Raw genomic sequence first — 14,395 nt, forward strand, 5'->3', positions numbered from 1 at the left:
GTTTGGCCACCCGTTGAATCGTCTAAACGAATTGGCTCATCAGTCTCGGGAATGGGATAATGTTCTTGTCATTTTCGGGAATGAGATAAAGTTCTTGTCATTTGGTTTTGACAAGAACTTTATCCCATAAAACAAAAAAGCCGCGGTTTACGCGGCCTTTAATGAGATAATGTTCTTGTCACCCGACAGGACGACACAAACATTATCCCATTTACCACACTTCCCTCATACTCCCACAAGATTGCTCGATAAATTTAAAAGACAGCAATCCTTTGGACCGCTGTCTTTTAGAAACGTTTGTGTCATTGGGAAAGACCTTGTGATATTCAAAAGGCTAACCAAGTCTAAAACTTATAGATTTTATATACGATTGTACGTATTTCATTTCTTCATCTAATTCTTTTTTTCTGGCAACATCTTTGCATTCCATGAGCGGATTTCTGTAGATGGCTATCGTAACCTCTTCCCGTGCTCTTGTAAGTGCTTGATACAGCATTTTATCTAACCGGTAATCTGGCGCTCCGCTTTCTTTCCTGGCCATAAGGTTGCGGTCAGTGTCGTAATAAAAGTGTTCATTAATTACTACCGCTACTTTATCAAATTCTTGACCGATAACCGTGTGGGCGTTGTTTCTTCCTACTTGATATTTATCGTAGGATAAAACGAAACGATTGGAACTTGTAAATTTTATTGTTTCCCACCCGGTTTCCCTTAAATGCTCTAAGTAGTTTTGCAAGTATTCGTCCGAAATAAAGTACTGTAGGTGAATGTTTTTGTATTTCATGCTGGAGTTGGATTTACTTGGATGAAATAGATTCTTGATGAAGGCTCCGATTTCCTTATTTGTCCTAATTTTTTCAGAGAGAACATGATTCTGACTGGACACCTGTTTAATTAAATTGACATTATTTTGTCCTACTTCCCAATTAGAAAAAACCTGTTCCGGGTCAAATGCAAAGATACATTTGACTTGGTTCGCTCTAACATAATTGATGACAGCTTCCAGCTGCGATTCATATTGTCGCTGAGTTTCATCTACGATTATCAAGTCATGCTTGCGCTTATCTTTAAGCGCTTCAACTAGGTTCCGGATCGGGGGGATATTCCAGCCATACACTTCCTGAAGCTTAAAGTGTCCCTGATTAGGGATGCCGCAATGAAAAATGCAGGCGTTCCACCCATCAGCTTTAAGATCCTTTGCGATGTCATAGGTCAGTAAGGTTTTACCTGTCCCTGGCCTACCTTCGATTGAGACAAATGTAGCTGCTTGATTGCTACGGAATTCCTTTATTATTTGATTTTTTATTTCTGTCTGACTTCCATTAAGAAAGTAGCTGCCGGCCATGAACTTATCAGTTGAATTAAAAGGGGAGACGAGGTAGACGCTTGGCTTAAATCGCGAATCAATATCTTCAACGCGTATAAACTGCTGATTTTTAATTGCACCCTTTAGATACGCTAGGTTGCTTTCGATAAGCTCATTTCTTTCATTTAGGGTGTATACCTTCTGATTTTGTACAACGTAGGCGAAGAGAAGTACAGGGATTCCTAAAGCGTTCAAATAGTACTTGTTTTGGAGTAATTGTTTTTCGATCTTTTCCTCCGTACTGGTGTTTTTTATTTCAATGTCTAGGATGAAGTCTTGTCCAAACCTTAGCAAATCGAACTCCTTCGAAATTTGAGGGATTTTATATCCGACAAAGAACTCGCTTAATTTGTCTGTTTCTAAACCGTTAGTCGTGAGTTCATTGGTAAAAGTATAAATATCCGCACACTCTTGCGGTTTAACGTCCATAATTCAGAAATATGTAAGGTATCTATTAAATTGAGCATCAGGTAATGAACTAAATGCGTCAGCGTATGAACGTAAATTGATCGATTGCAGATGGATCACCCTATTTCTAAAATTTCAAATCTTTTTGTATTGGCTGAAATCAATAGTCCTAGTATATCATTTTTACAAGGTATAATTTACTAAATTTAAGTCTCAAAAGGAAAATTATAATAGGCGGTTAAACCCCGCCACCCGCTAAAGCCCAAGCGACCAGGAGAAAGGCACTCCTGTTCCATTGGGCTTTTTTCGCTTCGCGAAACCAACGGGTACCCGGCGGAACGGAAGGTCAAGGGAGAAGGAATCTCCCCGATTCTTGCCCCCCAGGGGGCATCGACCAAAGGCTTAGCAGCCTCTGGACACCGCTTTCCCCTCGCCGGGGGGCAGGCGGTAAAAGAAAAACCGTCAGGGAAGATTCGCCCTAACGGTTCTAACGGTCCTTTTGGGTTGGGAGCATGTCTGAAATGCTGTATTCGTACCGTGAACGACTTTGTAGTGTTCGGGGTACATGGCACCTCCACTGGATTCGCACGTGGCTTGATTTTATGTTCGCGTAGTAACGTTCGACTGTGTCCCCACAAACGCAGCAGCCCCATTGGCTTATAGTAGGAGAGCAGCGAATTTGACATATTATTAAAGGGCCACGCAATTGTAAGTAAGACCATTCATGACCCTTCCTAATTTCCAGAAACATAACAACCCCACGCTCGCAACTGGTCAGTAACCGCTTTGGGCCATCCTGGCTCGCACCCGGCGTTAGCCAAGCACGCTTACCTCAACCGCCGAGCCACTAGTTCCCCTTGTCCGCCCCCCAGCATTAGCCGATTGCGTTCACCACGACCGCCTCGCCGATTGCTCCCCTATTCGCATCCGGCGTTAACCGAGCGCGTTCACCTCAACAGGCATACCACGTTTGATCGAATCGTATGCGGCGAGCGCGACCGCGGCGGCGGCCATGCCGTCTTCGCCGCTGATCGGCACCGGCGTCCCTTCGCGGACGGCGCGGACGAAATCGCCGACCAGAAACTCATCCACGTCGTCTCCCCAATAGCTCCATGCCGCGCGGGTAAGACCGTTTGCGTACACTTCGTTCTTTTGGGCGAACGAATCGACGCAGATGACGCCTTTCGTGCCGACAATTTCCAGCGTCACATCGCCCCCTATCGGAAACGAAGGAAGCCGCGACCAGCTCGTGTCCAGCACCATGCCGACACCGCCGGCAAATACGGCATGCACCATACCGGCGTCTTCGACTGCCAGTTCATGGTGGAACAAACGATCCGATTCGGCGTATACTTCGATCGGCTCGGCCTGTAAAATCCATCGTATCAAGTCCATCATGTGCACCGTATGGTCTAGCACCGCTCCTCCGCCGGACAGTTCAGGCTGGACGAACCAGCCGCCCGGCATCGAGCCGCGGTTCGTTCCTTTGATCGCGAGTATGTCGCCGATTTCACCCCTCTCGATCGCCGATTTCGCTTCCCGCACCGCAGGAAAATAGCGGCACGGGAATGCGGTCATCAGCTGCACGCCATGCTCCCGGCACACGCGAATCATCTCACGCATGCTGTCGATCGAGATGCCAAGCGGCTTTTCGCACAAGACGTGTTTGCCCGCTTCGGCAGCCATGATGGTAAGCTCCGCATGACTTGCATTTTCCGAGCAAATGACAACTGTATTGATGCCGGCCGCCAGCAACTCGCGATAATCGCTGTAGTACGGCAACCCGTACTTGCGCAGACCCGTTTCACCGCGCTCGCGGTTATTGTCCCAGCCACCGACGACTTGAACGTCTTCATGATTCATCAGTGCGCGCAAATAGCTGTGCGCGTGCCCATGGGCAAAGCTCGCCATTCCAATTCTCAACTTGCTCATGCAGGGGCGCCTCCATTCATTGCAACCGGCTTGCCCGTTTGCGCGGATTGTATAGCGGCCAGCGCAATTTCGAGCGCCCGCAAACCGTCCTCCGCCGTCACAATCGGCTCCTCGCCCGTGCGAATACAACGGAAAAAGTGTGTGAGCTGCCGCTCATACGGGCTGCGTAGCAGCAGTGACATCGGCACAGAGACGCCGGTTTGGGCTTCGAGATCATCTTGCCGCAGCGTGCGGCGCACTTCGATCGATTGCGAGTCGCGGTTGTCGCCGCGGACGACGCCAGCCGAACCGGCTAGCTCCGCTTCTGTAAGGAACGTGCCGGGGTCGCCCCAATGTGCCGTCAAGTTGGCGATGGCGCCGCTCTCGAAACGAATCGTCACATTCGCATACTGATTGCCAGGAGCGCGGCTGACCGAAGCGTAACACCGTTTCGCCTCTCCAAGCGTCCACCGCATGAAATCGATATCGTGAATCATCAAATCGAGCACGACGCCGCCGCTCAGTTGCTCCTTCCAAAACCATGAGCCTTCGGGCGGAGCCGAAACGGCTCGTCGCGCATGGGCGACGCCAACTTGACCGATGCGCCCGGACAGCACATGACTCCGCATGTTGGCATATTCCGGGGAAAATCGCAGCACTTGCCCGATAAACAGTCGTTTGCCGAGGCGTTTGCTCGTTTCGATCATATCGTGCGCTTCCTCTGCGTTCCGTGCGATCGGCTTTTCGCAAATGACGTGTTTGCCTCTCTCCATCGCCTGCACCGCGTACTCGCAATATAGAAAAGTTGGCAATGTGACACAAACCACTTCAACCTCGTGGTCCGCCAACAACTCATCATAGGAAGAATATGATTTGACATTGTGAAGCGCGGCCAACTTCGCCGTTGTCTGCTCTTTCCTATCGAACACGCCGGCGAGTTCCACATCGCGAATGCGCGCTATGCTCTCCGCATGCATGCTGCCCATCGTACCACAACCGACTATTGCAACTTTCACGTTTATACCCATTCCTTTCGCTTCGCTCAAGGCACAAACAGAATGAAATCCGTTCATCCTCGCGTATGGCTTATTTGGCTGGTACGATCTGCTCTCAAATCTTATCATTCCGGCCGCTGAACGAACGGACATTTTTACACAACGTATGGACACAAATTTCAACCGGTCTTAGTTATTCCACCCCTAGCCTGGATCAGTCTTTTAATTAGTTCTGATTTCCGGATTGATCGTGCGGCACTGTAACCGTTGCAGAAGCAACCGCTTGGTGGCCAGCGTTGTCGGTTACCGTATAGGTAATCGTATAAATACGTCCCTTGCCGCCACCTAATCTTTCAGCGCGTACGCTGAAGGAAGTGTCTGTCGAACCGATATTCGCTTGAATGTCACCTTGCCCGCTGTCCGGTTCATTGCTCGTAATCCAAGTTAAGATAACGGCTGCAACGCCTGATGCAGCATCACTCGCGTTCAGCGTGGCGTGAATGGTCACGATTTCATGATTCGGCGGCCATATGGACGTTTTGTCTAACTGAACGGATAACAGCGGTGCCGTTTTGTCGATGTTGATTTGCTGCTTTTTCGTTTGCTCCACATTACCTGCTTCATCGATTGAACGATAATAAAGCGTGTGGCTGCCATCCGCCGACAAAGTAATGGGCCCTGTGTACGTTCCCCAATCCGAAGCACCATTCAATCGATATTCCGTCCGATTGACTCCGGTATCACCGTCAGTTGCACTTAAAGCCACTTGAACATCGCTCGTGTACCACCCGTTGATACTCGAGCCTTCCACCTGTGCACTTGAAGTCGGAGCAGTCGTATCTTGTAAGGCAAGATACAGATCCTTAATATAATCGAACACCCGGATTCCGCGTTTCGGTCCGGCGTACCCGGCGGCTATGCAGGGATCAGTGGTGGACGCCGTCCAGCCCGACGTATTCTCGAAGCTCAGGTTCTGCATCGTCAGCCCCTCGAGGACCAGATTATCGAACCGGATGATGAGAGGCAGACCGCTCGCCGCTTTGGTGAAGAGCATCCGGAACGAAACTTGCACCGAGCTCTTGCCGGCGGTGGACGCCGAAGTATCGATCTTGTACGTCTTCCAAGGGCTCTGGATCAGCCTGGACGCATCCTGACTCCAGACGACCTGGCCGTCCACCAGCATCTGCAGCAACGCCATGCCGGGATCCCTGGTGACGATCTCGGTCGTGAACGGTCCCAAGTACGTATCGGCATGATCCGCATAGCTCCACCCGCTGGCGCTGGAGAAGGAGGCATTGTTCAGCGTGAACCCTGCGGGAACAACATTCGTAAAATCCACCAAAACCGGGAAATTGCTGACGCCCGCTTTATCATAGACCCGCAGGGCTACAACGGCGGTCAGCTTGCCGGCCAGGGCGCTGGTCAGATCCAGATGAACCGACTCATACGCGGTCGCCCCGCCGGCCACATCCCGCTCCCACACCACCGTTCCGTCGACCGTGACCTGCGCGAAATGATACCCGGCTGTGCTTGCGGTGAAATTGTCTCGAACCTGGAAGTCTAGCGTCTTGCTGCCTTGTCCCGGCGTGATCGACGCGTCCAGATGGACTTCGCCCGAGCTTCCCGCCGTGCTCGGGACTCCTCCTGGATATTGAATGGAATAGGTCGGATTGTTCAGATAGATCCATTTGTTGTTCGATCCCATGGCGCCGGTGAAATCGCCCTCACTCAATGTGAAGCCCTGGGTGGAAATAATCGCCCATTCGGTATTCACAGGGAAGTTGGCTACGGCCGCCTTATCATAGACCCGGAATGATAGGGCTGCGGTGTTTTTTTCGCTTAAGCGGCTGGTCAGATCGAGACTGACCGTCGACCAGTCGCCGCTGCCTCCGGCCACGTCCCGTTCCCAGACGAGCACGCCATCGACCAGAATCTGCATGAAGTGATAGCCGGAGGTCCCGGCGAGGTAATCGTCCTTGACCTTCAAGTCCAGCTTGTAGGAGCTGGCCGGCTGGATCGTGGCGGTCTTCGTCTTGGATCCGACGGCCCCGACTGCAGAGGGTTTGCCGCCCGGCCAGCTGATTGTCAACGAATTCGCCGTAGGCGCCGATTGCGACTTGGTCCAGCCTCGATCTCCATCGAAGTAAGGGTTGACGACATCGAAGCCGGTGGCCACCACATCGTACCAGGAGGACACGACCGGTAAATTGCTTACGGCCTGGGCGATTTGCAGCCGCATGGCGATTTTGGCCGTCGTTTTCCCCGTCAAATAGGAACTCAGATTCAGAGTCACGGTCTCCCATTCCCCGGTTTGGCCGGCCACGTCCTCTTGCCAGACGATGACGTCGTCCACCAGGAACTGCTTGTAGATATACCCCGCAGTCCCCGCGGTAAAATCGTCCTTCACCTTGAACGTAACGGACGAGCTGGCCCCTGCCGTGACGTTCACGATTTGCGAAAATTCACCATAAATGCCCGCGGCTCCAGGCGTGTTCCCCGGATACGAGATTCGCGCGATGTTCTCGTCATTGCCATTGCCGTACCTATAGCCCTGTGGCGCGTACGAATAGGCATCGAAGCTGATGCTCGTGCGGGCGGGATTGGTCACCGTCGCGGTTTGCTGAACTTGGGCAGAGGCCCCTGCCGCCGTATTGTGGGTACTCCAGGGAGGGCCCATCTTATCATTGGTGAATTCATAGAACCAATCTCCGTTGGTGGCCAGCGGATACGGATCGTTGGGCAACGCCCAGTTCTCGTCAGTCGTCTCCAGCGGCGTGCAGTAGATGAGGATGCCATTCAGCTTGCCCTGGGCTTGCTTGCTCAGCGCGGTCTGCATTTCATACTGGATCGTCTCGGCCGATTTGAACGTCGTATAGTACGCTTTGGTCGCGTAAGGCATGTAATAAACCGGGATGTTATAGGGGTGGAAAATGTTGTACATGTTGTCAATATAGGTTGCCTCGTTGGCCGGAGATCTCTCCGTATACGGAAAGATAACCCCGTCGATGCTGTTCTTATAATTGTTCGCAAACGTGCTGTTCGATTGCCAGGAGTAGGCGATGACGAACACAGCCAACTTCGGATTGATGGCATGCGCCGTAGCTTGCAGGGAGTTCATGGAAGCCGGAGTGAAGGTACTCAGGTTGGACGTAAAATCGTCGATGACCCAAGCCTCCAGATTGGGATACGTGCTCGACAATGTGGCGATTTCCGAAGCCCACCTCGTATAGTCGCCCAGGAACGGCTTGGGCACTCCCTCGGTTGGCGGCGTGAGATACACCCAGACCTTGAGGCCGGCCGTCTGCGCCGCCGGCATAAACTCGAGACGCAGGTCGTCCCAGTCCTTGTCGCCCTGCCAACACAAGTAGGCGAATGTAGTGACATGCAGCTCGACCAGCCGGGCGATCGTAGCCGGCGTGTTGACATGGTATATGCCGTCGGCTCGCGGCGTGCTCTCCCGGATCAGGAAGCCATAGTCGCCCTTGACGTTCGTGATCGCCGGGACCGAAGGGCCCGAGGCGGCGAAAGCGCTCTGAACCGCGATCAGGCCCATCAGAACAAGCCCCAGACAAAGACCTAACAGAACAATCGGAATTTTCCCTACCTTTGCCGCCTTGCATTCGTTCATCATTTGGATCGCTCCTTTTTATTTGGAATTCACTTCGATGGAATTGAAACTTGTGAACGTGATCCTGGATCGAGTGTGCTATAATGAAGCCAAAGTGGAGAGAGGTGACGCCCGTGGCATCCATTGTGCCCGTTTACCAAGATACGAGACTTTCGAATATGTATCGGTTCAATCAGCTCCCACTGTATGTGCTGCACCACTTAAGATTTCGTTCAACACCGCTTCACCATCACGACTTCGCCGAGCTGTCCCTCGTCATCGACGGCGAGGGCACGGAGAAAATCAACAGCAAGTCACACGACATGCGCAGAGGCGTCGTCTCGTTCCTGCTTCCGCATCACATTCACGAAATTCAAAGCGCGCCTCAAACGCGGCTCGTCCTTTGCTCGTGCTTGTTCGACCTGGCCATTCTGACCAGATCCCCCGCCGATCAGGAACTGATCGGCGATCTGTTCCTGATCGGAGAAGAGCTGCCGTCCTACTGCCAGTTGAGCGAAGAACTGACGAAAGAGATGGAGACGTTAATGGTTCGTATCAGACACGAATACGAGAACAATCGGTACGGACGAGACGCTTATTTGCGGACCAAGGTCACGGAAGCGCTCATTCTGCTGCTCCGCTGCCTCAAGATGAATCAGGCGCAAACCGACGCCCCGCAACGGACGCCGAGACGCCACAGCGCCGAACTGGTTCAATACGTGCACATGCATTACAACGAACTGCTCAATCTGAACACCATCGCCGAGACGTTCCACATGAGTCCTTCCTCCATCTCCCGCTTGTTCAAGCAGTTTACCGGCCAGAACTTTATGGACTACCTGCATACTCTCCGCATTAACCGAGCTTTAAGCTTGCTCGCGTCAACCGAGATGAGTGTAACCGACATTTCGGAGGAGGTCGGATTCCAGCATATCCGTTCATTCTGGCGCGTGTTCAAGGACGTCGTCGGCATGACCCCGAAGCAGTATCGGCTGCTCCACAGCGACCGCCCTGAACAATAATGAAGAAAAGCGGCAATACCCCGCCATTACGCGCATTTCACGAATGGTCGATCCCTTGCCGTTTCCCCTTCTTACCAGCCTGCTTTTTTGTACCCTTTCTTGATCAGCGTGTCTTTGTTGGTATCCAGGTACTTCTGCATCGGATCGTATTTCAAGGCGCGGTATTTCTTCTCCCAATCCGCAATCGCAGCGCCTAGCTGTTCCATTGAAATCCGTCCCATGATCGCATCCGACGTGAACTTGTTGATCGCCTGCTTGATTTCCGCATTTTTCTTCAATACTTCGTCCGGCTCTGCATAACCGATCATCGCATCAAGCCCGACTTGCTCGGCTTCCTTCTGCAGTGTTTTCATGCCGCCCTGAATCATGGTGAATATGTCTTTTCCCAGCTTCGCTTCAAAGTTCGCATTTTGCGCATCCTGCCCGTCGGTATAGCCGAACAAGAACGCATATTGCTTTTTCCAGGTATGCTCTATAGCGCTCATCTTATCCACATTCGGTACGCGCTTGCCGTCCTTCACCGTATACGTATCGCCTTCGTCGCCCCAGAATATTTTGTCCCGCAGTTGATCCTGCGCGAAGCCCTCGATCACCTTGAAAGCGCGATCCGGATTTTTACTGCTCGCCGAGATATACAAACCGTGATTCGAAATCGGCGCCCCTACCCCGGTAAAGGCATATTTACGGTCTGCAAGCACGGACGGATAAGTGGTAAGCGGCGGCGCAACTCCCCATACTTGCTTTTTCTGATTGGCTGTAGCCGTCGGCAGCGTCACATACTGTTGCCAAGCAAGGATCTGATCCATGCCGTTCCATTGGAAGAGAACGTTTTTCTCCGCCAGAATATCGTACCACTTCGACGTCATGAACTCTTTGTCCAGAACGCCTTCCGCATACAAATCGCGCATCACTTTGACCGCTTCTTTAAATTCCGGCAGCGTCACGTTCGGAACGACTTTGCCGCCTTGAATTCGATAATCGTATGGCGCTGCGCCGTATAGGCGGAAGAACGGCCCGCAGCCAAATTGGTTGAAGATGTCGTCGCCGTTTATCCGGCAGCTCATCGGAATGGAATCCGGCTCCGCCTTCTTGATTTTTCTCAGCAGTTCCACCCACTCTTCGACTGTGCCCGGCCACTTCCCGGCATTATACTTTTGAATGAGGTCATAGCGGGCCAGAATCCCCGCTCCTTGCGGCCCTTTGTCATAGGCCATCGGAATGCGGTAATATTTGCCGTTGACCGGATCTTTCGCCAGTTCCATCATGGCGGGGGTGATGATTTTCTGCAGTATCGGAGAATTGTCGTAGTACTTTTTCAGATCGATGAACGCTCCGTCACGCGCGGCTTTGCCCGATTCATCCGGAAGCGAGGATTGGAAAATATCCGGGAGCTTGCCGGAGGAGAGCATGAGACCATGCTTCGTATTATATTCCCCATAGGGCGGGATATCGAACTCCAGATCGACGTTCGCGTAGTCGTCCACGATTTTTTTCAACGGGTTGTTGTTGCGGTCAATCCCCTTGCTCGTCGGATCGCCAATGCCGGCCTCATTGTAAAACATCGTCATTTTAATGCGTTCTTCTTTGGGCTTCGCTGAAGGGGCCGCAGGGCTTCCGCCGGCGGTAGAGCTTGGGCCGGGGGAGCCGGAGGCGCCGGGATTGCCGCTATTCGACGAACAGCCTGCGACAACAATCCCCAATGCGACTACTGAAGTCGTTAAAACAGAAATCCATTTTTTTCCCGAAACTTTCATCTAGCTTCGACCTCCTAATGGAAAATAAAGTGCTTACATTTGAATCAACCGATGAAGAAACCAAAGATGCCTTAGGTTGCATCCCCCCTCTCAGGTATAAACCCTGAATCCAAGCTATCCTTTCACTGCTCCGACAAATTGGCCATGAATGAAATATTTTTGCAGGAACGGATAGATGCAAATGATCGGCAGAATGGTCAACATAAGCGCCGCCATCTTCAAGTTGTCCGGATGAATCGTCAGCACCCCGGTCGGATTGAGGGTAGTCCCCTCGACCATAGAGGAATTCAGAATGTTCCGCAGTTGGTATTGCAGCGTCCACATGGACTTATCCTTAATGTAGAGAAGCACGCTGAACCATTCGTTCCAATAGGCAACCGCGCTGAAAATGACGAAGGCCATCGTCATCGGCAGGACAAGCGGCAGGACGATCTTGAACAGCAGAGAGAACTCTCCGGCGCCGTCCATTTCTGCGGATTCCATAATCTCCTTTTGCAACTGCTCGATCACGTTCTTGTATACGATGATGTAGAAAGGGCTGACAAGTCCGGGCACGATGATCGCCCAGTACGTGTTGTTGAGTCCCAGGTCGTTCACCAGCAAGTACGAAGGAATCAAGCCACCGCTGAAGAACATCGTGATCAGAATATACGTCATCGCAGTCTTCTTGCCCTTGAAATATTTGTGCGAAATCGCATATGCCGCACTTAGCGAGATGGTGACGCTGAGGAGCGTCTGCACGATCGTCAACCCCACCGTGTTCGCCGCAGAACGCACAAACGTATGGTTGCCCGCGAGCAGGATATACGAGTCGAGTTGGAATTCGACCGGCCATACGCTCACCCTGTTCTCCATGACCGCCGCATAGCTGCTGAACGAGATGGACAACGCGTTGATGAAGGGCACCAGAATCGAGATGGAGAATAGAGTGAAAAAAACATAGTTGAACGTCTGAAACACGATGCGTCCGGGACTTCTGTAGTGCATAGGAGTCTCACCACCTTTGATCTAAGGTCATTAGTACATGCCCAGCCCCACCCAACGTTTCGACACCCAGTTCGAGGTCACGAGCAGGATGAAGCCGAGAACGCTTTGGGTAAAGCTGATGGCGGTCGTGAAGCTGTACTGCGAAGACTCGATCCCGGTACGGTACACATACGTGCTGATGACGTCCGAAACGTCGTAGACGGTCGGGTTTTGCATCAGGAACACGCGTTCGAAGCCGATTCCGAACAGGTGGGCGATCTTGAGCAAGAACAGCAGGACGATCATCGGCATCATATGCGGAATCGTAATATAAACGGTCTGTTTCCAGCGATTGGCGCCATCGATCCAGGCCGCTTCATAGAGGGAACTGTCAATGCTGGCAATCACCGCAAAATATAGAATGGCCGACCAACCTACGTTTTTCCAAATATCCGCAATCACGAGAATCCCCCGGAATATGCTGGGATCGGTCATGAAATAATGGGGTTCGAAGCCGAACCATCCAATCAAAATGTTGACAATCCCCGTCGTCGGCGACAGCACTTGCTTGAAAATTCCCGCCACGACGATCCACGATAAAAAGTGCGGCAAGTAAGAGATCGTTTGCGTCACGCGCTTGAACACTTTCTGGTACAGTTCGTTCGCAAGGAGGGCAAAGACGATAGGCGCCGTGAACCCGAACACAATATCGTAGAAATTGATGATCAGCGTGTTCTTCATGATGGACCAGAACTTGTCGTCCTTCAGGAAATATTCGTAGTGCTTGAATCCCACCCAGTCGCTATGCAAAATGCCCTTGTACACCGAATAATCCTGGAAAGAAATGATGATGCCGTACATCGGAATATAGTTGAAGATGAACAGCAAAATGGCTGTCGGCGCGAACAAGAGGTAGAGGGACAGGAGCGACCTGGGCCGCATCCTGCTTCTTTTCTTTGGAACTGTACCTTTCTTAACCGCCACTATGTCTTGCACTTGTCGGCACCTCCCGGCTTCTTGAAGCATCGAGCGTCCCTTCATCGGCTCGGCTCTCGTCTCCCCTAATCAGTCCATGATCCTTCAGAAGTGCGTACAGGCTATTCTTGAGAATCTGTTCGGTCTCATGGGCAAAAGGAGCCGGCAGCATAAAATACCGCGTGGACGAATGAGGCTCGTACCCGCCTTCGTCCAATTGAAGAGCCGTCGGCACGTAACCGATCATCCCGTCGCTGTAGCCGAGCGGCAACACGGCCTTATTGGTTGCATGCTTAATAAACAACCCGTAAGCGCTGACAATCTCGCCATTCATGGCGAGAATAGCGAAATCTTGGGCGAGGAACAGCAGCGTCGCTTCCATGATCATGTCGGGACGCAGCCGTTCGGGAAACTGGAGCAGCTTGCGGCTCCATTCTCCCGCAATGTCGGAATCGGAAACAAGGCCTTTGAGCTCGGACAACTCGGGCACATGCTGCAGAGGCAGCGAGATCCGTTGCGACTTCCCGGATAGCGGAGCGTCCGCCAACGGTTCCATGGGCGCTTGCAGCACCTGGCGTATGGCTTGTGCGAACTTGCCGCCGAGCATCCGAACCTGCTCCTCGCCTCCGAAGCACCAATTGTGGCCGTCGCTCGTCGGGTTTACATCTCCGCATGTCCCTTGCAAATACAAGCATACCGCCCCATGCCCAAGCTCCTGCTCCAACAACTGTGCGGCGGTTCCGGGGAACTCGGCGGACAGAAGGTTGGTCCTGTTCGTTACAGGATGGCACGTATAATGGGCAACAATTGCTTTCACACGGCCATCCGCCGCCGTATACCGCAGGACGGTCAATTCCCGATCGACGGGATCCGGCGATTCAACCCAAGTATCCGGCTCGGCTCCGGGAATCTTACGGCGGTTTTTCGCAATGTCGCATGCCCCGTACCCTCGTTCCATGACGACCGGTTCAATGTTGCCCGCCGCCTCCCTGACGCCCTCCAGCAACTTGTCCTCCAGAGCGTCCAAGTAGCCGCAATCCGCTTCTCCCAGCACGCAGGAGAACAGCTCCGTCGTTTGCGGCCCCGAGTGCGAATGGGTCGCATGCAGAATGAGATGATCGCCCGGCCAGATCGCCCTGATTCGCTGCTTCAACCGCTCCACGCGATCGCTTCCCCACCAGAGCAAGTCGGCGCTGACGATGAGCGCGGTAGACGCATCCGCGCTTTCCGGCGCGTTGTCTGATAGATGCCGGAAACAAATGATTCTGGCAAATATGGGCGAAGCGATGTCCGAGAAAGGTCCTTGGCCGGCTCTGAACCCGTATCCCGCCAGAGGGACAGGATAGTCGGGCGTAATATTCACTTTCGCCGTGCCTGCCTGCAGCATAGTC

10 protein-coding genes are annotated in these 14,395 nt (G+C 52.4%); 2 read left to right on the plus strand and 8 right to left on the minus strand.

Annotated features, from left to right (window positions below; all coding sequences use genetic code 11):
- Positions 1-334: 334 nt before the first annotated feature.
- From AC58QD_RS30305 to AC58QD_RS30320, 4 genes are all read right to left on the minus strand, one after another.
- Positions 335-1,795 (minus strand): ATP-binding protein, encoded by a 1,461-nt coding sequence (locus tag AC58QD_RS30305; RefSeq protein WP_497338782.1) that lies wholly within the window; start codon positions 1,793-1,795, stop codon positions 335-337.
- A gap of 912 nt (positions 1,796-2,707) precedes the next feature.
- Positions 2,708-3,706, minus strand: coding sequence for a Gfo/Idh/MocA family protein (locus tag AC58QD_RS30310; RefSeq protein ID WP_497338783.1), 999 nt, complete (start codon positions 3,704-3,706; stop codon positions 2,708-2,710).
- Positions 3,703-4,809 (minus strand): Gfo/Idh/MocA family protein, encoded by a 1,107-nt coding sequence (locus AC58QD_RS30315; RefSeq protein ID WP_497338784.1) that lies wholly within the window; start codon positions 4,807-4,809, stop codon positions 3,703-3,705. Before AC58QD_RS30315 ends, AC58QD_RS30310 begins: the two co-directional genes overlap by 4 nt.
- A gap of 97 nt (positions 4,810-4,906) precedes the next feature.
- On the minus strand, positions 4,907-7,003 hold the full coding sequence (locus AC58QD_RS30320) for an OmpL47-type beta-barrel domain-containing protein (protein WP_497338785.1): 2,097 nt from the start codon (positions 7,001-7,003) through the stop codon (positions 4,907-4,909).
- A 6-nt stretch (positions 7,004-7,009) separates the two neighbouring features.
- Here AC58QD_RS30320 and AC58QD_RS30325 point away from each other — a divergent pair, with 6 nt between their 5' ends.
- Both AC58QD_RS30325 and AC58QD_RS30330 read left to right on the plus strand, forming a co-directional pair.
- Positions 7,010-8,260, plus strand: coding sequence for a hypothetical protein (locus tag AC58QD_RS30325; RefSeq protein WP_497338786.1), 1,251 nt, complete (start codon positions 7,010-7,012; stop codon positions 8,258-8,260).
- A 173-nt stretch (positions 8,261-8,433) separates the two neighbouring features.
- The gene (locus tag AC58QD_RS30330; RefSeq protein ID WP_497338787.1) at positions 8,434-9,309 is read left to right on the plus strand and encodes an AraC family transcriptional regulator; all 876 of its coding nucleotides are present in this window, start codon (positions 8,434-8,436) and stop codon (positions 9,307-9,309) included.
- Positions 9,310-9,380: 71 nt separating this feature from the next.
- On the opposite strand, the gene AC58QD_RS30335 is transcribed toward AC58QD_RS30330, so the two are convergent.
- The 4 genes from AC58QD_RS30335 to AC58QD_RS30350 all read right to left on the minus strand — a co-directional run bounded on the left by AC58QD_RS30335 (position 9,381) and on the right by AC58QD_RS30350 (position 14,391).
- The gene (locus AC58QD_RS30335; RefSeq protein WP_497338788.1) at positions 9,381-11,063 is read right to left on the minus strand and encodes a type 2 periplasmic-binding domain-containing protein; all 1,683 of its coding nucleotides are present in this window, start codon (positions 11,061-11,063) and stop codon (positions 9,381-9,383) included.
- A gap of 114 nt (positions 11,064-11,177) precedes the next feature.
- Entirely contained in the window at positions 11,178-12,050 is an 873-nt protein-coding gene (locus tag AC58QD_RS30340; RefSeq protein ID WP_497338789.1) for a carbohydrate ABC transporter permease, read from the minus strand.
- Positions 12,051-12,080: 30 nt separating this feature from the next.
- Positions 12,081-13,025 (minus strand): ABC transporter permease, encoded by a 945-nt coding sequence (locus AC58QD_RS30345; protein ID WP_497338790.1) that lies wholly within the window; start codon positions 13,023-13,025, stop codon positions 12,081-12,083.
- On the minus strand, positions 13,003-14,391 hold the full coding sequence (locus AC58QD_RS30350; RefSeq protein WP_497338791.1) for a hypothetical protein: 1,389 nt from the start codon (positions 14,389-14,391) through the stop codon (positions 13,003-13,005). Before AC58QD_RS30350 ends, AC58QD_RS30345 begins: the two co-directional genes overlap by 23 nt.
- Positions 14,392-14,395 lie beyond the last annotated feature (4 nt).

The organism is Paenibacillus sp. J2R1T-4 (genome assembly GCF_059692235.1).

Coding starts and splice junctions, on each gene's coding strand:
- AC58QD_RS30315 (WP_497338784.1), bottom strand. CDS start 4,809: ATGATAAGATTTGAGAGCAGATCGTACCAGCCAAATAAGCCATACGCG.
- AC58QD_RS30350 (WP_497338791.1), bottom strand. CDS start 14,391: ATGCTGCAGGCAGGCACGGCGAAAGTGAATATTACGCCCGACTATCCT.
- AC58QD_RS30340 (WP_497338789.1), bottom strand. CDS start 12,050: ATGCACTACAGAAGTCCCGGACGCATCGTGTTTCAGACGTTCAACTAT.
- AC58QD_RS30335 (WP_497338788.1), bottom strand. CDS start 11,063: ATGAAAGTTTCGGGAAAAAAATGGATTTCTGTTTTAACGACTTCAGTA.
- AC58QD_RS30305 (WP_497338782.1), bottom strand. CDS start 1,795: ATGGACGTTAAACCGCAAGAGTGTGCGGATATTTATACTTTTACCAAT.
- AC58QD_RS30310 (WP_497338783.1), bottom strand. CDS start 3,706: ATGAGCAAGTTGAGAATTGGAATGGCGAGCTTTGCCCATGGGCACGCG.